The following is a 25,952-nucleotide window of genomic DNA, read 5'->3' on the forward strand; positions in this document are numbered from 1 at the left end:
CGCCGATGGTACTGCACTCGACAGGGTGTGGGAGAGTAGGACACCGCCGGAACATCCTTGCGAAAGGCCCCCAACACCGTTGGGGGCCTTTTTGCTTTATATTCTCCTTGCGCGCGGTGCGGTACGAGGTTTCGTAGCAATCTCACAGGGAATAGTTACCCTATGCGGCGCTCCGGTGGCCATGATGGAGAATGACAGAAAGTAGTAATCAGCATCGGCAGGTTCCGAGTAGGTGCGGTCGATGTGCATGGAGGTGTTGATGGTCGCAGCGACGACAACCGCCGACCGCGCGCCGGTCGATCCCCTCAGGCCGCTTCGCTCGCGCTGGTGGCAGCTGAGGCTTCCGGCGACGTTCGGATATCTGGCGGCCCTTGTCGCTGTTACGGCGGTCTTCTCGGCGATGAGCGAGTCGGCGCAGGCGCGGATGGTGCTGCATGCGAGTACGAATCTGCACAATCTGCTGAACGGCCAAGTGGGCACCATGCTGTCGAGCGCACTGGTGATCGGCGACGTCAGTGCCGCATGGGTGCTGATTCCGTTGCTCGGTTGTCTACTGGCACTTGCCGAGTTGCGTTTCGGTGCTGTGCATATGGTGCGCGTGTTCCTGGCCGGACATATCGGTGCCACGCTCCTTGTGGCGCTCGGTCTGTGGATAGCGATCGAGGCCGACTGGTTGCCCGCCAGCATCCGCTGGGCCCAGGACGTCGGCGTCAGCTACGGCGCCATGGCGTTGGTCGGGGCGATCGTGGTCGCCATTCCACACCGCTGGCGAATCGCTTGGTCCACTGTGTGGTTCCTCGTCGCGGCCGAGGGTGTGCTGATCGAACGGACCTTCACCAATGTCGGTCACCTGTTGGGGTTCGTCATCGGAACCGCGGTCGGCTTCGGCATGCTGCGCGCGAAAGCGGCGTCTACCCGCCGACTCACGCGGGTCGAATCCGGCCTGCTCGCTGTGAGCGCGTTCCTCGCGGCAATCCTGCTCATGGGCTGAACGCCGACGCGGCAGGGGTGACGCCGGGCGGGACCGGGCGCTCACCTACAGTGCTTGGGTGCGCCTAGTGATTGCTCGCTGTCAGGTCGACTACGTAGGGCGACTCACCGCCCATCTCGCGATGGCCCGCCGATTGTTGCTGATCAAAGCTGACGGTTCGGTCCTCGTACATTCCGATGGCGGCTCGTATAAGCCGCTGAACTGGATGAGTCCGCCGTGCTGGTTGCAGGAGCGCGACGGTGACGCGGTGCCCGAGGGAGCGAAGGCCTTCTGGGTGGTTACCAACAAGGCGGGTGAGGAACTGCGCATCACCATCGAGGACGTCGAGCACGACTCCTCGCATGAGCTGGGAGTGGACCCGGGTCTGGTGAAAGACGGTGTGGAAGCCCATCTTCAGGAGCTGCTCGCCGAACACGTACAGACCCTCGGCCCCGGCTACACGCTGATCCGCCGCGAGTATATGACCGCCATCGGCCCGGTAGATCTACTCTGCCGCGATGCCGACGGCGCCACCGTGGCCGTCGAGATCAAGCGTCGTGGCGAAATCGATGGCGTCGAGCAGCTCACTCGCTACCTCGAACTCCTGAACCGCGACACGCTGCTCGCCCCCGTCGCCGGCGTCTTCGCCGCCCAACAAATCAAACCCCAAGCCCGCACCCTCGCCGAAGACCGCGGCATCCGCTGCCTAACCCTCGATTACGACGCCTTACGCGGCACCGAGAGCAACGAATTCCGCCTCTTCTAGTTTTCTCCCCGCCGTGGCGAATGACTCCGTCTACTGCGCACCGGTTAGCGCCGCTGTGTATGGGTCGGCGCTCGCGCGTGAGTTCGCCCGCTGGGCGTGAACTGGCCTGCTGTGCATTGGCTCGGTTCGCCGCTGCGTGAGTTCGCCGGCCGCGCATGGGTTCGCCTAGCGCACTCGGGCCTGCCGCCGCTGCACATGGGATCGGTGGTCGCGCCTGCGCTCGTTCGCTGGGCGTGAACTTGCCCGCTACGTGTGACCTCGCCCCGCACGCATGGGTCGCGCGCTGCACATTGATTTGCTCGACGGGCAGGGGGTCGTGGGCCGCGGTGGGTTCGCCAGGCCAGTGTGCACCGGCGCAGGAAATGGTGCGCGACGGGCGTGGATTGGATCCCCGGGGTGCATGAGCGGGCGGTGCGGGGAGCTGCCGGTGGTGTGTGAGGTCGCCGGTGGTGTGTGAGGTCGCCGGTGGTGTGTGAGGTCGCCGGTGGTGTGTGAGGAGGTCGCCGGTGGTGTGTGAGGTCGCCGGTGGTGTGTGCGGTCGCCGGTGGTGTGTGCGGTCGCCGGTGGTGTGTGCGGTCGCCGGTGGTGTGTGCGGTCGCCGGTGGTGTGTGCGGTCGCTGGCGGTGTGTGAGGTCGCTGGCGGTGTGTGCGGTCGCTGGCGGTGTGTGCGGTCGCTGGCGGTGTGTGCGGTCGCCGGTGGTGTGTGCGGTCGCCGGTGGTGTGTGAGGTCGCTGGCGGTGTGTGAGGTCGCTGGCGGTGCGTGGCGTCGCTGGCGGTGCGTGAGGTCGTCGGTGGTGGCCGGGCAAGTGTGCACGGCGCAGGAAAATGGTGCGCGGCGAGCGTGGATTGGATCCCCGGGGTGCGTGAGGTCGTGTGGTGCGTGAGGTCAGCTGGCGGTGTGTGGGGGCGCTGGCGGTGTGTGGCGTCGCCGGTGGTGCGTGGCGTCGTTGGTGGTGCGTGGCGTCGTTGGTGGTGCGTGAGAGCGTCGGTGGTGCGTCCGGTCAGGTGGGTGGTGCTTATGGTTCGGCAGGTGCGATTTTCGTGGCTGCGCATGGCTGTGTTGTGGGGAACGGGTTCGTTTGCCGCGCGAGTTTGCTCGCTGCTGATGGGGTAGCCGGGCAAACGTGTGTGGTGCGGGATGTCGTGTGCGGAGGGGGCGGACTGCGCGTTCAGCGTGAACTCGGCCACGACCTAGGCTTATGGGATGCCTCGACGGAAACCGCGGACGGAACGTCAGGTGGGCCGCTCGCAGGAGGGGGCTCCGCCGATCGGCGATGTCTTCGGTCGGCGGGAGGCCGGGCCGAACAGCGACGATATGTACATCGTGCGAACCGTCCCAGGTAGCCGTGCGACCAAAACGTATCGCTGCCCCGGCTGCGATCACGAAATCCCGCCCGGGGTAGCCCATGTCGTCGCGTGGGCGCTCGAGGGCGGCGAAGACGATCGCAGACACTGGCACCGCGGCTGCTGGAACGGCCGTCGCACCCGCCGAATCACCCGTCGCTGGTCCTGAATCCCACCCCAAAGTAACCCTGCACTCCACGCCCCGAGTCGCCAGTACACCCCGCGCAGACGGTGTGCCGCTACGACAAACGGTGCTGTCATAAGAGCACCTTGGATAACTTTGCGTCCACAGACAAGGGCCAACTTGCGGCGTAAAAACGAGACCGGCGGCACAGCAGGGCGGCTGTGATACCTGAATCTTCCTGCACCCCAGAGCAACCTCTGCACTGCATTCGACCGCGTCGCCAGTGCACACCGCGCAAACGGTGCGCGCCTACAGGCAGAAGAGCACCGTTGGGTAAAGGGTGCGCTCACGGACAGAGGCGCAGCTTGCGGCGTAAAGACAAGACTGTGGGCACGGCAGGGTCGGCTGCGGTACTTGAATCTTCCTGCACCCCAGAGCAACCTCGGCACTGCATTCGACCGCGCCGCCAGTGCACACCGTGTCGGCTGCCAGCCTGAAGGGACCACCGGTTTGCCATGAGTATGGGACCGGGTTGCGTCCGGTCGCGGGCCGTGTGCTGATAGTGGCCGATGACCGGCTGCTGGTCAATCCGAGTGGGTCGGATCGGCCGGTTTGCCGCGACGAGGCTTCTGCCGCTGCCGGTAGGACTCGCCCTCGACGACGAGTTCGTAGGCTGCTGATTGCAGCCGGTCCATTGCCGACTGCGCCAGCAGGGGGTCGGCCATCATGGTCAGGATTTCCGGAGGTTCCCGGTTGCTGGTGATCACGGTCGATGCCTTGCGGTGGCGCTCGACGATCAGTTCGTAGAAGTCGTTGGTCTCGGGTGCTTCGAGCCGGTGCAGAGCCAGGTCATCGATGATCAGTAAATCGACGCGGTGTAGTTTGCGCATCTCGTCTTCGTAGCTGCCATCGAGGCGTGCGCCGCGCAGCCGTTTGAACAGTTTGTCGGCGCGTTCGGTGTGAACAGTGTGGTGCCGGCGGACCGCGATGTGTCCTAATGCGTTGGCCAGGAACGTCTTTCCGACACCGACCGGCCCCATATTCAATACGTTGTAGGCGTCGGCGAGGAATCGTAATGAGGTCAGCTCGGCCCAGAGTTCTCGGTCGAAGGTGACCGCGGTCGAATCGTCCCAGGCCTGCAGTTGCATCTGCGGATCCAGGTGGGCGGTCTTGGCGCGGCGTTGCTCGGACTGCCGGTCCCGGCGGGCGACCTCGTCGGCGAACAGCATTTCCAGGAAGTCGTGGTGCGGCAGCCGATTCGACCGCGCCAGCGCGAGGCGTTCGGGGAGGGTGTCCAGGAGCTGGCCGAGCTTGAGCCTGCGCATCAGCGACTTCAGCTCAGGGGTGACCTCGATCGGTTTGACCGCCGGGGCGGCGGCGGGACGGCGAGTGGTGCTCATGACGGCCTCCTGACCGCGAAATCGGTGGCGGAACGGACGAACCGGGACGGAGCCGGTGGTGGCAACAACGTCAGCTGCTGGGCCGTGGTGCCGCGGGTGAGCATGCGATCGATGACACCGACGTCGACGACCTCGGCGTCCAGCGCGCGGCGGCAGGCATCGTCGACGGCGTCGGCGCCGTGGCGGCGCACCAGCCCGAGTAGCCGGTAGACCTGCCGCATCTTCGTCCAGGGCAGCGGATGCTCGAGCACCGCCGCCGCATAGGAACCGACATGAGCACCATGGTCGAATGCTTTGCGTTGCAACGTATTCAAGTCCCGCATCGCATAGGCGGTGAGCTCGCTGGGCAGGTCCGCCGGATCGGTCTGGCGGCGACCGGCTCCGACTCGGGGATGGACCTTGATCAACTCACCACGGAAGTAGAGCTTCACCGTCTGCGAGTCGACCCGGGCGGACAGGCGCTGCCCAACGAGATCACCAGGAATGCTGTAGAGAGCCTGGGAGATCTGAACATGCCGATCCGGTGCGACTTTCGGATTCACCCAGGTCGGGATATCGAACGTAGTGTCGGGCAACGGTTTCAGTTTCGGAGCCTCGTCGATGGCGAACACTTCGGCCGGACGCAGGCGCGTGGTGCCATGTATTCTCATCCCCGCGGTCTCACGGCACCACCGCCGCGCGCGTTCTCGGCAGTCCTCCAGATCCCGGAATTGTTCTCCGGCAAAGAAATTCGACCGTGCGTAAGGAACGCAGCGTTCGACGCGCGGCTTGTCCTGCGGGCTGCGGATCCGCGCCGGATCAACCACGAACCCACGAGACTCGGCATACTCGCGGAACGAATCGTTCAACCGAGGATCGGTCGCGTTCGCGACCTCGACGATCGCCTTCATATTGTCCGGAATCGCAACGGCGAACACGCCATCGAAGAACACCCACGCCGCTTCGAACCCGGCGATCACGTCGTTGAGTGTTTCCCGGTAGGTCGGGAAGACGAACATGTGCCGCGAATACACCGCGGTGAAGATCAGGCCCTTCACCACCCGCCGGCGGCCCTCGACGTCGGTCAGCAGGCCGAGCCGGCCGAAGTCGACCTGCACTTCCGCGCCGGGTTCGCAGTCGGCCACCCGCACGGTCGTGCGCCGCTTGCCGAACCCCAATTCCGTTGTGGCATAACGGTTCAACGTCCGATACGACACCACCACACCACGGCGGGCGAGCAGAATATGAATCTTGGTCAAGGTCAGGCCCTGATCCAGCCACGCCTTGATCTGCTCGGACTGACCGGCGAGAGTCTCCCACACATCGCTCTTACCGTTCGGCCGAGACCTCCGAACCCCGGCGATCACCGTCATCAGCAGCTCATCGGTCAACTGCTCCGCACCATCGTCGCGGTCCACGCCACACGACTGCGCTCTCTCGACATACCGGCGCACGGTCTTGCGGTCGGTGCCCGACAGCCGGGCCACCTCCCGCAACCCGCGACCCTGCAGCCATAGCCGCAGCATCTCCCTGATCTCGATCACCGAAACCTCCCGGTAGCTCATCTGGCCAATACATCGGCCGAGCGACCGGAAGCCCCGCAGCCACGCCGGGTGGTCCCATAACTGGCAAAACCGCTAGTCAGGTGGTCCCATCAGTGGCAAACGGGTGGTCCCATACTCATGGCAAAAACGGCTCCGAAGTGGTCCCTTCCTCCTGGCAGCCGACACACACCGCGCGAACGGTGCGCGCCGAATGAAGGGTGCGCTCACGGACAGAGGCGCAGCTTGCGGCGTAAAGACAAGACTGTGGGCACGGCGGGGGCGGCTGTGGTACCTGAATCTTCCTGCACCAGAGCAACCCTGCACTCCACGCCCCGAGTCGCCATGACACACCCCGTGCAGACGGTGTGCGGCTACGACAAACGGTGCGCGCCTACAGTCAGAAGTGTCAGCGCTCTTCGAAAATCGGATCTGTCCCACTTTCCGTGATTTTGTCCGGGTGGATTGTTCAGGCGCTCAGCAGAATTCGCTCGCGGAGCAGGTCGGGTTCGGCGGGGCCGAACGTCTGGCGTTTGATCCGGGTTGTTGTGGCCTTCGAGGGGCCGCTGTTCCAGGACAGCGTCAGCCCTGTGGTGACCGCGTCCTGGTTGCGGCGTAGGACCGCCACCGGTCCAAGATCAGAGCACCGACACCATGATCAATTGCCGAGTCCCCGTTCGCAGTTCGAGCGATGGGTTGATCACGGAAAGTGGGGCAGATCCGAAAATCTGGCTACTAGCGCTCTTCGAAAATCGGCCACCTATCCACGATCGGAAGGGTGATCTCAGTGCAGGATTGGGCGCAGATCAGGCATCTCCATGCGGGGGAGGGCCTGTCGAGGCGGGCGATCGCGACCGAGTTGAGCATTTCGCGGGATACGGTTTCGTGGGCGATCAAGTCGGAGTTCCCGCCGCCGTGTCAGCGAGCGGCGGGTCCGTCGGCGTTCGATGAGTTCGAGGCGCTGGTGCGGGCATTGTTGGTGGAGTTCCCGGTGATGCCGGCGGCGGTGATCGCCGAGCGGGTGGGCTGGTCGGGGTCGCGGTCGTGGTTTCGTAAGAAGGTCGCCGAGCTGCGGCCGGAGTATGCGCCGAAGGATCCGGCTGATCGGCTCGAGTATCGGCCTGGTGATCAAGCGCAGGGTATTCGAAGAGCCTCGACACCAAGGGCTCGGTTGCCAGCGGCAGGCTGAACACTCACCTGCGGAGCGGGAGCGCGCCCGAGGTCGAAGCGTGGTCTCGGCGTGGGTGAATTCGGGTCAGATCTTCTGGCGGGGTCGGGCGCGGTAGCTGTCGGGTCAGAGATACCGGCTGCGGGTTCTGTGGATTTTCTTGGGGCTGAGGATCTTCGGGAGACAGTGGCTTGACGGATAGCGCATTACGCCAAGCCGCGCGGGACCAGCGCCGAGGCATCGAGGATGCGTCGGCTTCGCGACCGCCGACGTGCGCGTGAGAATCGGAAGTGCGGACGTCGAAACCGGTTACTCGAACGCCGAGAGGTATCTGCTGCGAGATATGGGGTTTTGCGCCGGAGAATCTCTCGGTAGATGCGGAAGTGCGGGCCGAATGTTCCAGGGGCGCTGGGGTCTCGGTGGGGGCGGAATATTGTTGTGGCGGTGTGTGTCCCCGTACGGGCGATGTCCGGACATTAGGAAGGCCGCCCCGGGTGTGGGGCGGCCTTGGTATGAATTCGGTTGGGGTGTTGCGTTTGTCGCCGCTCAGCCCGCCGTTGTCAGTTGCTGATTTCGGCGTTCTCGCGCTCGTCGGCGTCGATGTCGTCTTCCTCGGTCGAGACCTCGGGGATGGCCTTGGTGCGCGAACCGCCGGTGACCGACTTGGTGCCGCCGCCGATGGACTTGCGCTGATCCGGAACACCGTCCAGGAGTTCGCTTTCCCGGTTGACGGCCGCGAGCATGGCGGGCACGGAGTCGAGCTGGCCGCGGATGCCGAGCAGCTGGGCGAGCACTCGGCCGCGCAGCACGCGCATCTCCTCGGCGAGTTCCTTCGCGTGCGCGATCTTGCGCTCGGAGGTCTGAGTGGCGGAGGTGATGAGGCGGTTGGACTCGTCGGTCGCGTCCTTGATCCGCTGGGCGGCCTCGGCGCGGCTGGTGGCCTCGAGCTCCTCCATGGCGCGGGTGAGCTTGGTGCGACGCTCCGCCATGGTGGCCTCGAAGTCCTGCTGGGTCGCCTTGCGCTTGGCATCGGCTTCCTTGCCGAGGCGGTCGGCCTCGGCCTGAGCGGCCTCGATGATCTTGGCGGACTCGGTACGCGCATTCGCCAGGGTCTGCTCGAATTCGATCTCGAGCGCCTCGCGCTTCTCCTTGGTCTCGGCGAGCAGCGATTCGTACTTACCACGCATTTCGGTGGCCTGCTGCTCGGCGATCGACACCATTTCCGCCGCCTCGGCCTGCGCGAGCGCGCGGACTTCGGAAGCCTCGTCGGAAGCCAGTCGCAGCATCCGAGAGATGCGGTCGGACATGCCTTCCGCGGTGGTTGGCGGAACCGAAAGGCGATCGACTTCCTTACGGAGTTCGTCGATCTCGTCCCGCGCGTCCTCCAGCTGGCTGGCGAGGTTACGGGCTTGCGCCGCAGCGGCATCCCGATCTGTGGCGGTGACCCTTAACTCGGCATCGAAACGGTCGAAGTAGTTGCGTACCTCGTCTTGCGCATAACCCTTGCGCACAACGGTGAAGGGCAGTGCAACGAAGCGATTGCGATCGGACTCAGGTGACGACATGGCACACAAACTACAGCCTACTTGCACCTCATGGTGACTCGACCGCGAATGTGATCGGGACGAGATTTTCGGCCTCGATCTTGATACTAGTGCGTAACATTCGCGTTCGGCTCGACCAACTCGATCAGCACACCGCCAGCATCCTTCGGGTGAATGAAATTGATGCGAGAATCGGCGGTTCCGTGACGCGGGGCCTCGTACAGCAAACGCAGACCTCGATCACGAAGATACGTGGAAACGGCCACTATATCGGTGACGCGATAGGCGAGTTGCTGCAGGCCCGGACCGCTGCGTTCGATGAACTTGGCGATGGTGGACTCCGCGTTCAGTGGCGCCAGCAACTGCAGGGCAGTCGCGCCGTCCGGTGCGCCGGGCAAAGACAGCATCGCCTCGTGCACACCTTGGGCCTCGTTCACCTCCCGATGGGTCTCGATCATGCCGAGATTGTCGGCATACCAGGCAATTGCGGCATCCAAGTCGGGTACGGCGATGCCCACGTGGTCGACGGCGATGACGTAGTCGCCGGGGATGAAATTCGACGGGTCGATAACGTTGCTCACCCCTCGAACGTAGCGCCTGATCTGACACAGCCGGCCGGAGGCCGTCATTAGTCCCTTGCGCTTGGCCGAGCGTAGGCGAGGGCGCCGCGTACCTGGTAGGGGGCGTTCGAGTAGGACAAGCTACCGTTGAGTACAGAGGTTGACGTCGCGAGTGCTTCGGTGCGCGACGCTGTTCCGATCAATGAATGCGAGGCTCGTCGTGACCACAACCGTGATCGTCTCCGGTGCGCGTACCCCGGTCGGTCGGCTACTCGGGGGTCTGAAGGACTTCACCGGTTCCGACCTGGGCGGTTTCGCCATCAAGGCCGCGCTGGAGAAGGCTGGCGTCGCGCCGGAGCAGGTCGACTACGTGATCATGGGCCAGGTGCTGACCGCCGGTGCGGGACAGATCCCGGCCCGGCAGGCGGCCGTAGCGGCGGGCATTCCGATGGATGTGCCCGCGCTGACGGTGAACAAGGTGTGCCTGTCGGGTATCAACGCGATCGCGCTCGCGGACCAGCTCATCCGCGCCGGCGAGTACGAGATCGTCGTCGCGGGCGGTCAGGAGTCCATGAGCCAGGCCCCGCATCTGCTCGAAAGGAGCAGGGAGGGTTACAAATACGGCGATGTGACGCTGCGCGACAGCATGGCCTTCGACGGTCTGCACGATATCTTCACCGACCAGCCGATGGGTGCGCTGACCGAACAGCGCAACGACGCCGAGCCGGTCAGCCGGGAGGATCAGGACGCGTTCGCGGCGGCCTCGCATCAGCGTGCGGCGGCGGCGTGGAAGAACGGCGTCTTCGATGACGAGGTGGTCCCGGTCTCGGTGCCGCAGCGCAAGGGCGATCCGATCGTGGTGAGCACCGACGAGGGCATCCGCGCGGACACCACCGCCGAATCGCTGGCCAAGCTGCGCCCGGCCTTCCGCAAGGACGGCAGCATCACCGCGGGGACCGCCTCGCAGATCTCCGACGGCGCGGCCGCGGTGGTCGTGATGAGCAAGGAGAAGGCGCAGTCGCTCGGCCTGAGCTGGATCGCCGAGATCGGCGCCGCGGGCGTGGTGGCCGGTCCGGATTCGACGCTGCAGGATCAGCCCGCCAATGCGATCGCCAAGGCCTGTGCGCGCGAAGGCATTTCGCCCGCCGAGCTGGATCTGGTGGAGATCAACGAGGCGTTCGCGGCGGTCGGCATCGCGTCCACTCGCAAGTTGGGCATCGATCCGGAGAAGGTGAACGTCAATGGTGGCGCGATCGCCATCGGGCACCCGCTCGGCATGTCCGGTGCGCGCATCCTGCTGCATCTGGCGCTGGAGCTGAAGCGGCGCGGTGGCGGTATCGGTGCGGCCGCGCTCTGCGGCGGCGGCGGTCAGGGCGACGCGCTGATCATCAAGGTGTAGTTCTCGCCTCCGTCGGCCCGGCGTATACCGGGTCGGCGGAGTTCGGGTGTGACCGGTTCAACTACGACCCGTCGTAGCAGTCCGGCACAATGGTGGCCATGGGCAATTTCTTCGACTTGAGCACCGTGGCCAAGCGGTTCCGCTTCATCGCCGTGCTGGAGGCGATCTCCTGGGTCTTCCTGATCGTCGGCATGGTGTTCAAGCGACTCCCCGACCCGGTGCTGTGGCCGGTCAAAGTGTTCGGGATGACGCACGGCATCATCTTCATCCTGTTCGTCATTACCGCGATTCTCGCGGCCCGTGAGCTGGCCTGGAACACCAAGACCACGGTGCTGGCGCTGCTGTCCAGCATTCCGCCGCTCTTCACCGTGCTCTTCGAGGTGTGGGCCGTGCGCGCGGGCAAGCTCGGTGAGCTGAGCGACACCAGTTCCGTCGACACCGGAGCCCCGGCGTCGGTGACGCCGTGACAAACTGGAAACCGTGACTCGACCTGCTGCCCGCCGCCCCTCGCCAGCCGTCGCCGCCGCCATGTCCGGTGCGGTGGATCTGTCCAGCCTGAAGCAGCCCCCGGCCGGTGCGTCGGGTGCGGGCGGCGGCGGCGACTACGCCGTCTCCGAGGCGGATTTCGAAACGAAGGTGCTGCGCCGGTCCACTCAGGTGCCGGTGGTCGTTGCGCTGTATTCGCAGCGCAGCCCGGGCAGCGTCGAACTGGTCCAGACGCTGGAGCGGCTCGTCCAGGAGGGCGCGGGCGCGTGGGATCTGGCGACAGTCGAGGCAGAGGCCAATATGCGGATCGCGCAGGCGTTCGGTGTGAAGGGCATTCCGACGGTGATCGCGGTGGCCGGTGGTCGGCCGCTCGCGGATTTCGAGGGCGCCCAGCCGGAGCCGCAGGTCCGGCAGTGGTTGAGCGCGGTCGTCGATGCGGTCGGGGGTCAGCTCGAGGGCGGTGAGCAGCCCCAGGCGGTCGAGGACCCGCGTTTCACCGCCGCAGAGGCCGCGCTCGAGCGGGGCGACTTGGCCGGTGCCGAAGCGGCCTATGAGGCGATCATCGCTGCCGAGCCGGGCAATGAGGAGGCGAAGAGCGCACTGCGTCAGTTGCGCTTCCTGTCCCGTGCGCAGGCCATTTCGGACTCCGCGATCGCCACTGCCGATGCCGATCCGGCGAATGTCGACGCGGCCCTGGAGGCCGCCGATGTCGAAATGCTGAGGCAGCAGCCCGAGGCCTCGTTCGACCGGTTGATCGCGGTGATCAAGAAGACGGCGGGTGATGATCGAACCAAGGCCCGCACCCGGCTGCTCGAACTCTTCGAATTGTTCGACCCGGCAGAGCCTTTCGTGGTTGCCGCGCGCCGCAAGCTGGCTGCCGCACTGTACTGACCCAGCCGCCGCGGCGCGCATGGCATGGGCGGATAGTGTGCGCCGATGCGGTCGCCGGACCTATCCGCCGATCGTATCGGCGCGGTCGATTGCCGGGCGCGGTTATTGGCAACGCAATCGCGCTGCTGGGTAGCGAACGTTGTGGGGACTGGCGCAGCTGAACACTGCTGGTGGCTTATTTCTCCGGTGCGAGCCAGATCGCGGTGTTCGGGGCCAGCGCTACGGTGGCCGAAGCCGGTCGACCGTGCCATGGCGCATCGGTCGCCTTGACGCCGCCCAGGTTTCCGATGCCCGAGCCGCCGTATTCGACGGCGTCGGTATTGAGGATTTCGCGCCAGGTGCCGGCGCTCGGCAAGCCGACGCGGTATTCGCCGTGCACCGAGCCGGAGAAGTTGAAGACGCAGGCGATGACCGAACCGTCGGAGCCATAGCGCAGGAAGGCGATCACATTGTTTTCGCGATCGTCGGCCTGGACCCAGGAGTAGCCGCCGGGGCTGGTGTCCTGACTCCACAGCGCGGGATGGGCGCGGTAGACCGCGTTGAGATCTCGGACGGCGGCCGTAATGCCCTGGTGCAGTGGGTTTTCCAGTTCGCGCCAGTCCAAGCCGCGATCGTGTGACCATTCCCGGAACTGGCCGAAATCCTGGCCCATGAACAGCAATTGCTTACCGGGATGCGACCACATGTAGGCCAGTAGTGCGCGCACGCCCGCCGCCTTGGCGAAGTCGTCGCCGGGCATTCTGGTCCACAGGGTGCCCTTGCCGTGCACGACCTCGTCGTGGCTGATGGGCAACACGTAGTTCTCGCTCCACGCGTATACCAGCGAGAAGGTGATCTCGTTGTGGTGCCAGGAGCGGTGGATCGGATCGCGCCCCAGATAGCCCAGGGTGTCGTGCATCCAGCCCATATTCCACTTCATGGTGAACCCGAGACCGCCGACATCGGCGCCGCGGGTAACACCCGGCCAGGTGGTGGATTCCTCGGCGATGGTGACGACGCCGGGATGGTGGCGGTGCACGGTTTCGTTGAGGTCCTGCAGGAAGTCGACGGCCTCCAGGTTCTCCCGACCGCCGTGCACATTGGGTTCCCATTCGCCTTCGGCGCGTGAGTAATCCAGGTACAGCATGGACGCGACCGCATCGACGCGCAGTCCGTCGATATGGAATTCTTCGATCCAGTACCGCGCATTGGCGACCAGGAAGTTGCGCACCTCATTGCGGCCGAAGTCGAAAATATAGGTGCCCCAGTCGAGTTGCTCGCCGCGACGCGGGTCGGCGTGCTCGTAGAGCGCGGTGCCGTCGAAGCGTGCCAGCGCCCATTCGTCGCGGGGGAAGTGCGCGGGCACCCAGTCCAGCAGTACGCCGATGCCTGCCGCGTGCATGCGGTCGACGAAGGCGCGGAAATCGTCGGGGGAGCCGAAACGGGCGGTCGGCGCGTAATACGACGTGACCTGATAGCCCCAGGAGCCGCCGAACGGATGCTCGGCGATCGGCAGCAGTTCGATATGGGTGAATCCGGCCGAGCGTACGTAATCGGCTAGCTGGTCAGCCAATTCGCGGTAGCCGAGGCCGGGACGCCAGGAGCCCAGGTGCACTTCGTAGACGCTCATCGGGGCGCGGGTCGGGTCGGTGCGTTCGCGGGCCGCGACCCAATCCCCATCGGACCACACGTAATTGCTTTCGGTGACCACCGATGCCGTCGCGGGTGGCAGCTCCGTCGCGAAGGCCAGCGGATCCGCATGATCCACGGTGCGTCCATCCGCGCCGTGCAGCCGGAACTTGTACTTGGTGCCGACGCCGACCCCCGGCACGAAAACCTCCCAAACCCCGGAGGATCCGAGCGAACGCATCGGTGCGGTATTCCCGCTCCAACCGTCGAAATCGCCGATCACGGTGACACCACGGGCATTCGGTGCCCAGACGGCGAACGACGTCCCGTCCACCTCGCCGTCGAGGGTGGTGTAATGACGCGGATGCGCGCCGAGCACCTCCCACAGGTGTTCGTGACGGCCCTCCCCGATGAGATGCAGATCCAGCTCACCGACGGTGGGCAGAAAGCGGTAGCCGTCCGCACTGATGATCGTCTGTCCGCCTTGGTAATTGGTGACGATGCGATAGTCCATCAGGTCCTGATGCGGCACGACACCTGCGTAAATGCCGTGTCCCAACGACTTCAGCGGATGATCGACGCCGCCGACCCGGGCGAACACGGTATCGGCGTGCGGGCGCAACACTCGCACGATCGTGCCGTCGGGGTGGGGGTGCGCGCCGAGCACAGTATGCGGATCGGCGTGGGTGCCCGCCGCGAGCAGCATCAGATCGCGGCGTTTCATCGAAATGTCCTCCGGAAGGCCAGTTCCGCGCGCGCCTGCTGTGATACCGCGGGCAGCGTCAGAATATGGGCGACCGCGCGGGCCGGATCCAGGCGCACGTAATTGGTCTGCGCCCAGTGGTATTCCTCGCCGCTGACCTCGTCGAACACCACCGGATGGTCGTGCCATTCGCGGCCGATGGCGGGCAGGTCGAGCGAGATCATGCCCCATTCGACCCCATAGGGATTCAGATTCACCACGACCAGCACCGCGTCACCGCTGACCGGATCGACCTTCGAATAGGCCAGCAGCGCGTCGTTGTCGACGTGATGGAAGTGGACGCAGCGCAATTGCTGCAGTGCCGGATGCGCGCGGCGGATCTCGTTGAGCCGAGTGATCCACGGCTCCAATGATTCTCCGCGCGCGAACGCCTCGGCGAACGGGCGTGGGCGCAGCTCGTACTTCTCCGAATCCAGGTATTCCTCGCTGCCCGGGCGCACCGCCTGATGCTCGAAGAGTTCGAATCCGGAGTAGACACCCCAGGTCGGTGCCATGGTCGCGGCCAGCGCCGCGCGGATGGCGAACATGCCGGGACCGCCGTGCTGCAGGCTTTCGTGCAGGATGTCGGGGGTATTGACGAACAGGTTCGGTCTGGCCTCGTCGGCCTTGGCCGCCAGTTCGTTGCCGAATTCGGTCAGCTCCCATTTCGCGACGCGCCAGGTGAAATACGAGTAGGACTGGCTGAATCCGCGGCGGGCCAGTCCGTAGAGCCGCGCCGGTCGGGTGAATGCCTCGGACAGGAAGATCACGTCCGGATCGGTGCGCCGCACGGTCGCGATCAGCCATTCCCAGAAGTCGGCTGGTTTGGTGTGCGGGTTGTCGACGCGGAAGATTTTCACGCCCAAGCCGATCCAGTGTCGGACGACGCGCAGCACTTCCGCGTACAGTCCGTCCGGATCGTTGTCGAAGTTGACCGGGTAGATGTCCTGGTACTTCTTCGGTGGATTCTCGGCGTAGGCGATGGTGCCGTCCGGGAGGGTGGTGAACCACTCCGGGTGCGCGGCGACCCACGGGTGGTCCGGTGCACACTGCAGTGCCAGGTCGAGCGCTACCTCGAGGCCGAGTTGGGTTGCGGTGGCGACGAATTCAGCGAAGTCGGCGGTGCTGCCGAGTTCGGGATGGATTGCGTCGTGCCCGCCCTGCTTCGACCCGATCGCCCACGGAGATCCGACATCACCGGGTTCGGCGGCGAGCGTGTTGTTGCGGCCCTTGCGGTTGATCTCACCGATCGGGTGGATCGGCGGCAGGTAGACCACATCGAAGCCCATGCCCGCGATACGCGGCAATTCCTTTGCGGCGGTGGCGAAGTTACCGTGGATCGGGTTGCCCTCGGCATCGCGGCCGCCGGTCGAGCGCGGGAAGAATTCGTACCACGAGCCGTACAGTGCGCGTTGACGTTCCACCAGTATCGAGTGCTGCGGGCCGCGAGTGACCATGTCCCGCAACGGCGTATCGCGCAGAATTTCGGCGACGTCCGAACTGAAGGCGGGGGCGACCCGGGCGGGCAGCTGTTCGTCGGTGCGCAAAGCCGTCGCGGCGGCGCGCAAGCGCTCGAACTGCTTCTTTGGCACCGCCTGCGCGGCCCGCTCGAACAGCCGGGCGCCTAGCTCGAGGTCGTTGGCGAGATCCGCGGCGCTCTGCCCGACGGCGAGTTTCGCCTCCACCGCTGCCCGCCAGGTGGCGATCGGATCGCTCCAGCCCTCGATGCGGTAGGTCCATGTGCCGGGCAGGTTGGGTACGAAGGTGGCGTTGAAGACATCCGGTTCGTAGTCCGGCGTCATGCGAATGCGGGTGATCCGCGACGAGCCGGGGCCGCGCACCGCGAGCGTGGCGGAGACGGCGTCATGGCCCTCGCGCCAGACCACGGTGCGCACCGGAAAGACCTCGCCGACCACGGCCTTGGCCGAGCGGCCGCCGGGTATCGCAGGGGCGGTGTCATCGATTGCGATGCGGCCGGTCACGTCGACCAACCTACCGGGTGCCGGGCGGTTGGACGGGATCAGCGTGCGTCGGCCGCCAGACCGAGACCGAGTGCGACCAGGATCGCGCCGAGCGCGCGCTGCACCCGCTGGCGGATTCCGGTTCGCCGCAGCCAGGTCCCGGCGTGGTCGGCGGCCAACACGATGCCGATGCACCAAGCGGTATCGATGACCAATTGGATGCCCGCCAGGATCAGCACGGTCGGCAGCACCGGCCCGCTCGACGGCAGGAACTGCGGCAGGATCGTCAGGCCGAAGACGGCGGCCTTCGGATTCGCCGCGATCGAGATCAGCGAGGCGCGGAAGGCCGAACCGGGGGTACGGCCGGTCGGCAGTAACTTGGGCGCCCGGGGTTGGGAGCCGGCGGGGCGGGTAAACGCCGTGCTGCCGAATTCGTCGTCACCGCGGGCACCGCGCCAAGCCTGCACGCCGAGCCAGATCAACACCAACGCCCCGATGACGTGCACCGTCGTGTTGATGAACCGGTTCGCGACCAGCAGCACCGACAGACCCGCGCCACCGGCGAGCGTCCACCCGAACACCCCGATCTCGTTCCCGGCCACCGCCGCCAAGCCCGCCGCGCGACCGTCCCGCACGGCGCGTTGGAGGAACAGCGCCGTCGCCGGTCCCGGCAGTGCGGCCAGGATGAAGCAGGCCAGCAGGAACTGGGGGAGCACATCGATCCAGTGCGGCATCAGGCGATGCTCTCACCCGCCCGGGTTGGTCGCGAGCCATTATTCGGTCTGGGCGTCGGGGCCAACGGCATCGCGTCCGCCCGATACTCAACAGTATGAAATGTTCATACTGTTGAGTATCATGCTGGTCATGGCGCGTATTACAATCTCGATCCCCGACGACCTGGCTGCCAAAGCGGATCGCGCGGTCGAAGCGGGACTAGCGTCCTCCGTATCATCGTGGTTCGCCGCGCTGGCCCGTCGGGAACCCGACTGGGCCGCCGCTGAGGCCATCCTCACCGAACTCGCCACCGAGGCTGGAGTCACCGACGCCGACCGAGAAGAGGCCGGCGCTGCTCTTGACGCTGCCGAGGCCGCCGCAGCGGCGGACCACCTCGGCGGTGCTGCATGATTGTGCTCGACTCCGGAGCATTGATCGGCCTCGAAAAACGCAACTCCCGCGCAGTCGCGGTGTTGCAAGAAGCTACCCGGCGGAATTACCAAATCCTCATCCCCGCAACAGTTCTGGCACAGACATGGCGGAACAGCCCACGTCAGCATGCGATTTCGTGCCTTTTGAAGGCGCATACGGTCACCGTCGCCGGACTCAGCGAGACCCACGCCATCGCGGTCGGCGCGTTGCTGGCCGTCACTGGAACTGCTGATGTGGTCGATGCACACGTGATCGTGCTTGCTCGTGCCGTGCAGTCGATCATGGTCGTAACCTCCGACCCCGACGACCTCACCGCCCTCGACCCTGCGGTGCGGCTGCATGTGGTCTGATGGTCGGGGTCTGCCGCCCTCCCATTGACCGTGACCGCGGATGCGGCGGATCTGGTCAGGTGACCTGGGCAGCTGGAGCCCCCAGGTGTCGCGGCATTCGGTAGGGTTCGGCAGGTGAAGGCACTCCGTCGTTTCACCGTCCGTGCCCATCTGCCCGAGCGTTTGGCGGCCCTGGGCGAACTTTCCACGAATCTGCGCTGGTCGTGGCATTGGCCTACCCAGGACCTGTTCGCCGAACTCGACGCCGAGCTGTGGCGCGAGCTCGGACACGATCCGGTGCGGATGCTGGGTGAGGTCCCCGCGGCGCGGTTGGACGAGCTCGCCGCCGACGCGGACTACGTCGGGCGCGTGGATGCCGCGGCCGCCGATCTGCGCGACTATCTGACGCGACCGGGCTGGTTCCAGCGGCAGACCGACGAACCGGTGCGCGGTATCGCCTACTTCTCGATGGAGTTCGGCGTCACCGAGGTACTGCCGAACTATTCGGGTGGCCTCGGGATTCTCGCCGGTGATCATCTGAAGTCCGCATCGGATCTGGGGCTGCCGCTGATCGGCGTCGGATTGCTCTACCGCTCCGGCTACTTCCGACAGTCGCTGACCGCGGACGGTTGGCAGTCCGAGCACTATCCGGCGCTGGATCCGCAAGGGCTGCCATTGCGGCTGCTGACCACCGAAGGTTCGCCGGTGCTGATCCATGTGGCCATGCCCGATCAGCGGGTGTTGCGGGCGCGGGTATGGATAGCACAGGTCGGGCGGGTGCCATTGCTGCTGCTGGATTCCGATATCGCCGAGAACGATCCGGAACTGCGCGCGGTCACCGACCGGCTCTACGGCGGTGATCAGGACCATCGAATCAAGCAGGAGATCCTGGCCGGTATCGGTGGGGTGCGGGCGGTGCGCGCCTATACGCGAGCTGCGGGGGTGCCGGATCCCGATGTGTTCCATATGAACGAGGGCCACGCCGGATTCCTCGGCGTCGAGCGGATCCGCGAATTCGTCTCGGCCGGACTGGATTTCGACACCGCGCTCACTGCGGTGCGGGCCGCGACCGTGTTCACCACGCATACGCCGGTGCCCGCGGGTATCGACCGGTTCCCGATGCCGTTGGTGCGCAGGTATTTCGGCGGTGGCCACGGCGAATCCGAATCCGCCATGCTGCCAGGGCTTTCCGTCGACCGGATCGTCGCGCTCGGTCGCGAGGCCGACCCGTCGGTGTTCAATATGGCGCATATGGGCTTGCGGCTCGCCCAGCGCGCCAATGGTGTTTCCAAACTGCACGGCGAGGTGAGTCGCGCGATGTTCGCGCCGCTGTGGCCCGGCTTCGACGCGACCGAGGTGCCGATCGGATCGGTCACCAATGGTGTGCACGCCCCGACCTGGGCCGCGCGCGAATGGTTCGACAAGGCACGCGAACATATCGGTCCGGAGCTGGTCGAGGAGGCGCGTGGCTGGGAGAAGCTGCGCGACTTCGACCTGGGTGAATTGTGGTCGACCCGGAATACGTTGCGCGCTATCCTCGTTGCCGAGGTGCGCCGGCGGGTCCGCGCGTCCTGGTTGCAGCGCGGTGCGGCTTCGGCTGAATTGGGTTGGGTCGACAGCGTTTTCGATCCGAACGTATTAACCGTCGGTTTCGCGCGCCGGGTGCCGACCTACAAGCGGTTGACCCTGATGCTGCGCGATCCGCAGCGCTTGCGTGCGCTGCTGCTGGATCCCGACCGGCCGATGCAACTGGTCGTCGCGGGGAAAAGCCACCCTGCCGACGATGGCGGCAAGGCGCTGATTCAACAGGTCGTGCGGTTCGCCGACGATCCGGAAGTGCGTCATCGCATCGCCTTCCTGCCCGACTACGACATGTCCATGGCTCGCTACCTGTACTGGGGTTGCGATGTCTGGCTGAACAATCCGCTGCGTCCGCTGGAGGCCTGCGGCACCTCCGGTATGAAGTCCGCGCTCAACGGCGGACTCAACCTCTCCATCCGCGACGGCTGGTGGGATGAGATGTACGACGGCGAAAACGGTTGGGCCATACCGACCGCCGACGGTGTCTCCGATGAACACCGCCGCGACGACCTGGAGGCCGCCGCCCTCTACGACCTGTTCGAACGCACCGTCGCACCGCGCTTCTACGACCGCGACGGCTCGGATATGCCGGTGCGCTGGGTCGAGATGGTGCGCCACACTCTGCAAACGCTCGGCCCGAAGGTGCTGGCCTCGCGCATGGTTCGCGACTATGCCGTCGAGTACTACACTTGCGCCGCATCCGCCGGTCGACGCGCGAGCGCCGACGAATTCGCTGGTGCCCGAGCGGTTTCGGAGTACCGCCGCCGAGTCGAGGCCGCGTGGTCCTCGGTCAAGATCATCCAGGTCGACAGTGCGGGCCTGCCCGACACTCCGATCATCGGCGCCGACCTCTCTCTCGCCGCCCGCATCGACCTCGGCGGACTCACCCCCGGCGACGTCACGGTCCAAGCGGTACTGGGCCGCGTCTCGCCGACCGACGACCTCTCCGACACCACCACCTTCCCCATGACCCACACCGGATCCGATTCCGGCGTAGACCGTTTCACCGTCGAAACCCCGGTGCCCCTGTCGGGCGCCGTCGGCTACACAGTCCGCGTACTCCCTCACAACGAATTACTCGCCAGCGATGCCGAACTGGGCCTGGTAATCGCCCCGAACGGCTAATCGACCGCGCTGCGCTGGTGTAAGGGTCGCATGCTGGACCCACTCCGAGCTCTCGGCGAGTTGGACCAGGCCTTTCAGGTCCCAGGGGAGCGGGTCTGAGATGGCGACCGTGACGCTGCTCACGGAAACCTCTACCTGCTGATGGGCCGGGTTCTGGGGAGCAGTGAATTGTCGGCTACCGTGCCCTGGCACCCCTGTACTTGTTTTCGACTGGAGAGCTCATGGTCACCGACGTTCTGACGCGAACCCGAGGACGCCTCGACGCGTACTTCGGCATCAGTTCGAACGGTTCGACCATGAAGCGCGAGCTGATGGCCGGAACCATCACCTTCCTCGCCATGTCCTATGTGCTCGCCGTGAATCCATCGGTTCTCGGCGACGAGGGCACGCTCGGTGCCAAGGGCATTCCCATGCAGGCGGTCTTCACCGCGACGGCCGTCGCCGCGGTCTTCGGCACGCTGGTCATGGGGGTGTGGGCCAGATATCCGATCGCGCTCGCACCGGGCATGGGCCTGAATGCCTTCTTCGCCTATTCGGTGGTGCTCGGGATGGGAATCCCGTGGCAGGTGGCGCTGTCGGGGACCTTCCTGTCCGGCGTGATCTTCTTCGTACTCGCGATCACCAAGGTGCGCGAACGCATCCTTAACGCGATTCCGATGCAGATGAAGCTCGCCGTCGGCGCGGGCATCGGCATGTTCGTGGCATTTCTCGGCCTGAAGAACGCGGGCATCGTTGTCAATAGCGAGGCCACCCTCGTCACCCTCGGCGACTTCACCAAGGGCACCACGCTGCTGGCACTGTTCGGTCTCGTGATGACCGTGGTGTTCCTGGTCATCGGCTGGCACGGCGCGGTGCTCTACGGCATCGTGCTCACGGCCATTGTGGGTGTCATCAGTGGTTTAGTCGATCTGCCCACGGGTGTCGTGGCGATGCCGACGGGACTCGAGCACACCTTCGGCCAGGCGATCATCCACCTGCCCGATGCATTCACCGGCCAGATGGCAGTCGTCATTCTCACCATGCTCTTCGTCGACTTCTTCGACTGCTCCGGCACCCTGATCGGCGTCGCCAACCAGGCCGGACTGCTCGACAAGAACGGCAAACTGCCGCGTGCGGCCAGCGCACTCGCCGCGGATTCGGTGGGCACCATGGCGGGTGCGGTTATCGGCACCTCGACCACCACCGCCTACGTCGAATCGACCGCGGGTGTCTCAGCGGGCGGACGGACCGGCATGACTGCCGTGACCACGGCGGGGTGGTTCCTGATCGCCATGTTCTGCTACCCGATCTTCGCCGTGGTCGCCGGTTCGGCGGCCATTACCGCGCCTGCGCTGATCGTGGTCGGCGTGCTGATGGCCCGCGCGCTCGGCGAGATCGACTGGAACCGTCTGGAGTACTCGATTCCGGCGTTCATCACCGTCGTCATGATGCCGCTGACCTACTCGATCGCGAATGGCCTGGCGATGGGCATGCTGTTTTATCCGATCGTCATGGTCGCGAAGGGACGAGTCAAAGAGGTGCATCCGGCGATGTGGGCGCTGATGGTGATGTTCCTCGGATATTTCTTCTTCCTCGCGAAATAAGTCGCGCCTATCGCGCGGTTGGGTCGTTCTGTGCGATAATCGGACCGCAGTCCGCTTCATTGCCGAGGCTAAACAAGCCATTTGTTCATAACCGATGCGCGAATGAGGACCAGCATGAATACCAACGGCACACTCGAACGCTCCACCAATCCGAGTGGCGCGACCCTCGACAACTCTGCCGCCGATATCGGCCTGCTGGTGCTGCGCGTCGTCTTCGGCGGCCTGCTCGCGGCGCACGGCGCTCAGAAACTGTTCGGCTGGTTCAGCGGCATGGGTTGGAGCGCCAACGCCGCCGCCTTTGATTCCATGGGCTACAACCCTGGAAAACTGTTCGGCACCCTCGCCGGACTCAGCGAATTCACCGGCGGCATTCTATTGCTGCTCGGCCTGCTGACACCGCTGGCCTCGGCCATCGTGCTCGGCACCATGATCAATGCGGTCAATGCCACCTGGGGTGGGGGGCTGTTGACCGGTAAGGGCTACGAAACGCCCTTGCTGTTCGCCGCCGTCGGTGCGGCTGTCGCTTTCACCGGCCCCGGCAAGTTCTCCCTCGACCACGGCCGTCCGTGGCACCGTCAGGGCATTGTCTGGGGTGGTGCCGCCATCGCGGTGGCCGTGGTCGCGGCTGTCATCACCTTGATCCTCAAGTGGACGCTCTGATCTCGTAACAGATCGCGGCGCGGTGACCGGGGGTGCTCGCCGCGCCGCGAATTCATCTGGGTTGGCAACCGTTTTCACGTTTCGTCCGAGTGCGGGTGCAGGACCAGAACCGTGGTCGCTCCATGGTGGAACTCGTAGGCCGTCTCCCGGAGCGACGAGCGGATTCCCTTGTCGTGCAATTCTTTTCGCAGATGTGCGACCAGATCGTCTTGGCGTGCGCCGGTGTGATCGACGAGCGGATAGAGGCGAGTCTCGCCCGCGGACACTCGGGAGAGTTCGAGCAGGGATGCGAGATGGAAATCCGGATCGAGTCGGTCGGCGTAGGTGAAGAGCAGATGTGAGCTCAGGGCCAGATCGAAGCTGTTGTCGGGAAAGGGAAGTGACGGCAACACAGCCGCGACGTATCGGTCTCGATGAGCAGTGAGGTCGGCGCCGAAGCGAGCCGCCGCGGCCAGGCGGATTGCTCGGTGCTGTTGCGGATCGCCGTAGAAATCCCACCGGTAGCGGTCCAGATGTGCTGTTGCCCAGATGTTTCCGCGATTGGTTTCGGAGACGGCGAGGGTGCGCAGTTGCTCCGCGGGTTGGGCGTAGATCGGATCCGCCGCGATGACGGTGGCCCCGAGTTCACACGCCTGCGCGGTGAAACTTGCTGCGCCGCCTGGGCAGTCGAGGATGTGTCCGTCGAGGTCGGCTTCGGTGAGTGCAAAGATTGCCCGGTATTCATCCAAAGATCTTGCGCTGATCAAGAATTCGCCGAGTGTGCCGATATCTGGCTGGTGCGTCATTGGGAAACGGTCTCACGGGTGCACCGGCGGTGACAGGGATTTGTGGTGTCCCCGCGCCGCGTGCAGGGCTTGGCGCGGGGATCGCCGATACGTCCGGTGTGGGAATTGGGGTTCCACCGACGTACCGATTCTCAACTTACTTCTGCCTGGAAATATTGGCATCCTTTGTGAGTGGTCTCACAGTGTGTGCAGCTCAGGCGCTTGCGGCGGCGAGTCGCCGCAGCGCTTTGGTGACGACTTCGGGATCGGCGGTCTCCCAGTACGGCGGCAGTGACGCCCGCAGATAGGCGCCGTAGCGCGCGGTCGCCAAACGAGAATCCAGGATCGCGACGACGCCGCGGTCATCGACGCTGCGTAAGAGCCTGCCGGTGCCCTGGGCCAGCAGCAGCGCGGCGTGATTAGCCGCAACGGTCATGAAGCCATTGCCACCGCGCGACTCGACGGCCCGCTGTCGCGCGGTCAGCAGCGGATCGTCGGGGCGCGGGAACGGGATCCGATCCAGGATCACCAGACTCAGCGACGGACCGGGCACGTCGACGCCCTGCCACAGCGACAGCGTGCCGAACAGAGAGGTCTCGGGGTCGTCGGCGAACTTGCGCACCAGCGCGCCGGTTGCGTCGTCCCCTTGACACAGAACGGGAGTATTCAGCCGCTCGCGGAGTGCGTCGGTGGCCGCGCGTGCGGCTCGCATCGAGGAGAACAGCCCGAGCGTGCGTCCACCCGCAGCGTTGATCAGCCGCTCGATTTCGTCGAGGTAGGCCGGTGCCAGACCGTCTCGTCCGGGGGCGGGCAGATGCTTCGCGACATAGAGAATTCCCGACTTGGCATGGTCGAACGGCGAACCCACATCGAGCGAACTCCAGCGCACGGTCTCCGCGTCCGAGGGCGCCTCGGCGCCGTTTGCGGTTGCCGTATCGCTGCGGTTGGCCGATTGTGCGGGCAGGCCCCAGGTGATGGCTAGTCCGTCGAAAGAGCCGCCGATCTGCAGGGTGGCCGAGGTCAGCACGACGGTGGCGGTGCCGAAAAGTCGGCTGCGCAGTAGCCCGCCCACCGACAGCGGCGCCATCCGCAGCGTGCGCCGGGTGACGCCGCGGATCTCGTCGGCGGCGAGCCAGATGACATCGTGACGCTTGGCCGGATCGGATTCGTCGAACGCGGTCAACGCGCGCACCGCGCCGTCGTGCACCTCATCGATGGCGGCCAACGCCTGGGTGCGGGCGGCAGCGCTTTCCGGATCGCCCTGTGCGGTGGTGCCGCCCTGCGGCGCGAGCGCGGTACGGGCATTCCAGGCGGCATCGCGGACCAGTGCGAGCACCGGCGCGATGCCATCGGGCAAGGTGTCCCAGCGGGCGGCGGGCAGTTCGTCGAGCACCGTGTGCCAGGCCTCCCCGGCCTCCTCCAGCCGGTCCACTTCCTGCTGGTCGATGAGTTTGGCGCAGCGCCGGGCTGCGGCGCTGATCGTCGATGCGGCCAGTTCGGCGGTGGCGACGCCGGTGACCCGATCGACCAATTCGTGCGCCTCATCGATGACGACCACATCGTGTTCGGGCAGCACCTGGATGCCGCTGATCGCATCGATCGCGAGCAGGGCGTGATTGGTCACCACCACATCGGCCTGCGCCGATTCGGCTCTTGCCAGTTCGGCGAAGCAGTCCTGGCCGAACGGGCAGCGCGACTTGCCGAGGCACTCCCGCGACGACACGCTGACCTGCCGCCAGGCCCGATCGGTGACGCCGGGAGCGAGCTCGTCCCGGTCGCCGGTTTCGGTATTCGATGCCCATTCGTTGAGCCGCTGCACCTCCCGGCCCAGCCGCGAGATGGCGAATGCGTCGAAGAGTTCGGCCTCCGCGGGTTCGTCCGGAATCACGCTGTTGATCTTGTTCAGGCACAGATAGTTATTGCGCCCCTTGAGGATCGCGAATTTCGCCTCCCGCCCGAGCGGCTTGCTCAGCGCCTCGGCCAGTCGCGGCAGGTCCCGGTCGACGAGCTGACGCTGCAGCGCGATCGTCGCGGTCGACACCACCACGGTCCGGCCGGTTCGTACCGCATGACGCAGGCTCGGCACCAGATACGCCAGCGACTTCCCGGTCCCGGTGCCCGCCTGCACCGCGAGGTGTTCCTTGGTATCGATGGCGTGATCCACCGCCGCCGCCATCGTCACCTGCCCGACGCGTTCCTTCCCGCCGAGCGCGCGCACGGCGGTGGCCAAAAGCTCGGGAACGGGAGGCAGTTCGGGCACGCGACGAGCCTACTGCTTCGG

Annotated in this window: 22 protein-coding genes; 12 read left to right on the plus strand and 10 right to left on the minus strand. The window is 65.6% G+C overall.

Annotation, left to right across the window (positions count from 1 at the left end; translation table 11 throughout):
* Positions 1 to 259: 259 nt before the first annotated feature.
* The 3 genes from ACIBI6_RS38010 (at position 260) to ACIBI6_RS38020 (ending at position 3,249) form a co-directional block, all read left to right on the plus strand.
* Positions 260 to 991: a rhomboid-like protein gene (locus tag ACIBI6_RS38010; RefSeq protein WP_396959819.1), complete on the plus strand. Its 732-nt coding sequence runs from the start codon at positions 260 to 262 to the stop codon at positions 989 to 991.
* Positions 992 to 1,049: 58 nt separating this feature from the next.
* The gene (nucS, locus tag ACIBI6_RS38015) at positions 1,050 to 1,736 is read left to right on the plus strand and encodes an endonuclease NucS (protein ID WP_364360281.1); all 687 of its coding nucleotides are present in this window, start codon (positions 1,050 to 1,052) and stop codon (positions 1,734 to 1,736) included.
* A gap of 1,204 nt (positions 1,737 to 2,940) precedes the next feature.
* Positions 2,941 to 3,249 carry an ATP/GTP-binding protein gene (locus ACIBI6_RS38020; RefSeq protein WP_364360278.1) on the plus strand — a complete coding sequence of 103 codons (309 nt, stop codon included), beginning with the start codon at positions 2,941 to 2,943 and terminating at the stop codon, positions 3,247 to 3,249.
* Between the two features lie 539 nt (positions 3,250 to 3,788).
* On the opposite strand, the gene ACIBI6_RS38025 is transcribed toward ACIBI6_RS38020, so the two are convergent.
* The 3 genes from ACIBI6_RS38025 to ACIBI6_RS38035 all read right to left on the minus strand — a co-directional run bounded on the left by ACIBI6_RS38025 (position 3,789) and on the right by ACIBI6_RS38035 (position 6,752).
* Positions 3,789 to 4,604, minus strand: a complete 816-nt coding sequence (locus ACIBI6_RS38025; RefSeq protein WP_396959821.1) for an ATP-binding protein — start codon at positions 4,602 to 4,604, stop codon at positions 3,789 to 3,791.
* Positions 4,601 to 6,148 carry an IS21 family transposase gene (gene istA, locus ACIBI6_RS38030; RefSeq protein ID WP_396959823.1) on the minus strand — a complete coding sequence of 516 codons (1,548 nt, stop codon included), beginning with the start codon at positions 6,146 to 6,148 and terminating at the stop codon, positions 4,601 to 4,603. The genes ACIBI6_RS38025 and istA overlap by 4 nt, the downstream gene beginning before the upstream one ends.
* 445 nt (positions 6,149 to 6,593) lie before the next feature.
* Positions 6,594 to 6,752, minus strand: coding sequence for a hypothetical protein (locus ACIBI6_RS38035; RefSeq protein WP_396959825.1), 159 nt, complete (start codon positions 6,750 to 6,752; stop codon positions 6,594 to 6,596).
* A 150-nt stretch (positions 6,753 to 6,902) separates the two neighbouring features.
* Here ACIBI6_RS38035 and ACIBI6_RS38040 point away from each other — a divergent pair, with 150 nt between their 5' ends.
* Positions 6,903 to 7,313 (plus strand): hypothetical protein, encoded by a 411-nt coding sequence (locus ACIBI6_RS38040; protein ID WP_396959827.1) that lies wholly within the window; start codon positions 6,903 to 6,905, stop codon positions 7,311 to 7,313.
* A gap of 539 nt (positions 7,314 to 7,852) precedes the next feature.
* Here ACIBI6_RS38040 and ACIBI6_RS38045 read toward each other — a convergent pair.
* Both ACIBI6_RS38045 and mce read right to left on the minus strand, forming a co-directional pair.
* Positions 7,853 to 8,857, minus strand: coding sequence for a hypothetical protein (locus ACIBI6_RS38045; RefSeq protein WP_364355634.1), 1,005 nt, complete (start codon positions 8,855 to 8,857; stop codon positions 7,853 to 7,855).
* Between the two features lie 86 nt (positions 8,858 to 8,943).
* On the minus strand, positions 8,944 to 9,417 hold the full coding sequence (gene mce / locus ACIBI6_RS38050; RefSeq protein ID WP_364355637.1) for a methylmalonyl-CoA epimerase: 474 nt from the start codon (positions 9,415 to 9,417) through the stop codon (positions 8,944 to 8,946).
* A gap of 199 nt (positions 9,418 to 9,616) precedes the next feature.
* Here mce and ACIBI6_RS38055 point away from each other — a divergent pair, with 199 nt between their 5' ends.
* The 3 genes from ACIBI6_RS38055 to ACIBI6_RS38065 all read left to right on the plus strand — a co-directional run bounded on the left by ACIBI6_RS38055 (position 9,617) and on the right by ACIBI6_RS38065 (position 12,172).
* The gene (locus tag ACIBI6_RS38055; RefSeq protein ID WP_364355640.1) at positions 9,617 to 10,795 is read left to right on the plus strand and encodes an acetyl-CoA C-acetyltransferase; all 1,179 of its coding nucleotides are present in this window, start codon (positions 9,617 to 9,619) and stop codon (positions 10,793 to 10,795) included.
* Positions 10,796 to 10,884: 89 nt separating this feature from the next.
* A complete protein-coding gene (locus ACIBI6_RS38060) occupies positions 10,885 to 11,262 on the plus strand; it encodes a DUF3817 domain-containing protein (protein WP_396959830.1) in 378 nt (125 codons plus the stop codon).
* A gap of 61 nt (positions 11,263 to 11,323) precedes the next feature.
* Positions 11,324 to 12,172, plus strand: coding sequence for a tetratricopeptide repeat protein (locus ACIBI6_RS38065; protein ID WP_364355848.1), 849 nt, complete (start codon positions 11,324 to 11,326; stop codon positions 12,170 to 12,172).
* Positions 12,173 to 12,347: 175 nt separating this feature from the next.
* Here ACIBI6_RS38065 and glgB read toward each other — a convergent pair whose 3' ends face one another.
* Genes glgB through ACIBI6_RS38080 form a run of 3 tightly spaced genes read right to left on the minus strand, consistent with a single transcriptional unit; the run spans position 12,348 to position 17,217 of the window.
* Positions 12,348 to 14,504, minus strand: a complete 2,157-nt coding sequence (gene glgB, locus ACIBI6_RS38070; RefSeq protein WP_364355646.1) for a 1,4-alpha-glucan branching protein GlgB — start codon at positions 14,502 to 14,504, stop codon at positions 12,348 to 12,350.
* The gene (locus ACIBI6_RS38075; RefSeq protein WP_396959833.1) at positions 14,501 to 16,504 is read right to left on the minus strand and encodes a maltotransferase domain-containing protein; all 2,004 of its coding nucleotides are present in this window, start codon (positions 16,502 to 16,504) and stop codon (positions 14,501 to 14,503) included. Before ACIBI6_RS38075 ends, glgB begins: the two co-directional genes overlap by 4 nt.
* 38 nt (positions 16,505 to 16,542) lie before the next feature.
* Positions 16,543 to 17,217 (minus strand): LysE family translocator, encoded by a 675-nt coding sequence (locus ACIBI6_RS38080; RefSeq protein ID WP_396959835.1) that lies wholly within the window; start codon positions 17,215 to 17,217, stop codon positions 16,543 to 16,545.
* Positions 17,218 to 17,347: 130 nt separating this feature from the next.
* Between ACIBI6_RS38080 and ACIBI6_RS38085 the strand changes: the two genes are divergently transcribed.
* The 5 genes from ACIBI6_RS38085 to ACIBI6_RS38105 all read left to right on the plus strand — a co-directional run bounded on the left by ACIBI6_RS38085 (position 17,348) and on the right by ACIBI6_RS38105 (position 22,907).
* The gene (locus tag ACIBI6_RS38085) at positions 17,348 to 17,608 is read left to right on the plus strand and encodes a hypothetical protein (protein ID WP_364355655.1); all 261 of its coding nucleotides are present in this window, start codon (positions 17,348 to 17,350) and stop codon (positions 17,606 to 17,608) included.
* On the plus strand, positions 17,605 to 17,979 hold the full coding sequence (locus ACIBI6_RS38090) for a hypothetical protein (RefSeq protein ID WP_364355658.1): 375 nt from the start codon (positions 17,605 to 17,607) through the stop codon (positions 17,977 to 17,979). The genes ACIBI6_RS38085 and ACIBI6_RS38090 overlap by 4 nt, the downstream gene beginning before the upstream one ends.
* A 114-nt stretch (positions 17,980 to 18,093) precedes the next feature.
* On the plus strand, positions 18,094 to 20,664 hold the full coding sequence (gene glgP / locus ACIBI6_RS38095; RefSeq protein ID WP_396959837.1) for an alpha-glucan family phosphorylase: 2,571 nt from the start codon (positions 18,094 to 18,096) through the stop codon (positions 20,662 to 20,664).
* 221 nt (positions 20,665 to 20,885) lie between these two features.
* On the plus strand, positions 20,886 to 22,247 hold the full coding sequence (locus tag ACIBI6_RS38100) for an NCS2 family permease (RefSeq protein WP_364355663.1): 1,362 nt from the start codon (positions 20,886 to 20,888) through the stop codon (positions 22,245 to 22,247).
* A 114-nt stretch (positions 22,248 to 22,361) separates the two neighbouring features.
* Complete coding sequence (locus ACIBI6_RS38105) at positions 22,362 to 22,907, plus strand: DoxX family protein (RefSeq protein ID WP_364355666.1); 546 nt, start codon at positions 22,362 to 22,364, stop codon at positions 22,905 to 22,907.
* Positions 22,908 to 22,981: 74 nt separating this feature from the next.
* On the opposite strand, the gene ACIBI6_RS38110 is transcribed toward ACIBI6_RS38105, so the two are convergent.
* Positions 22,982 to 23,692 (minus strand): methyltransferase domain-containing protein, encoded by a 711-nt coding sequence (locus ACIBI6_RS38110; protein ID WP_364355669.1) that lies wholly within the window; start codon positions 23,690 to 23,692, stop codon positions 22,982 to 22,984.
* Between the two features lie 193 nt (positions 23,693 to 23,885).
* Entirely contained in the window at positions 23,886 to 25,931 is a 2,046-nt protein-coding gene (locus ACIBI6_RS38115; protein ID WP_364355672.1) for an ATP-dependent DNA helicase, read from the minus strand.
* Between the last annotated feature and the right edge of the window lie 21 nt (positions 25,932 to 25,952).

Source organism: Nocardia sp. NPDC050412, from assembly GCF_044458825.1.
Classification (GTDB): domain Bacteria; phylum Actinomycetota; class Actinomycetes; order Mycobacteriales; family Mycobacteriaceae; genus Nocardia.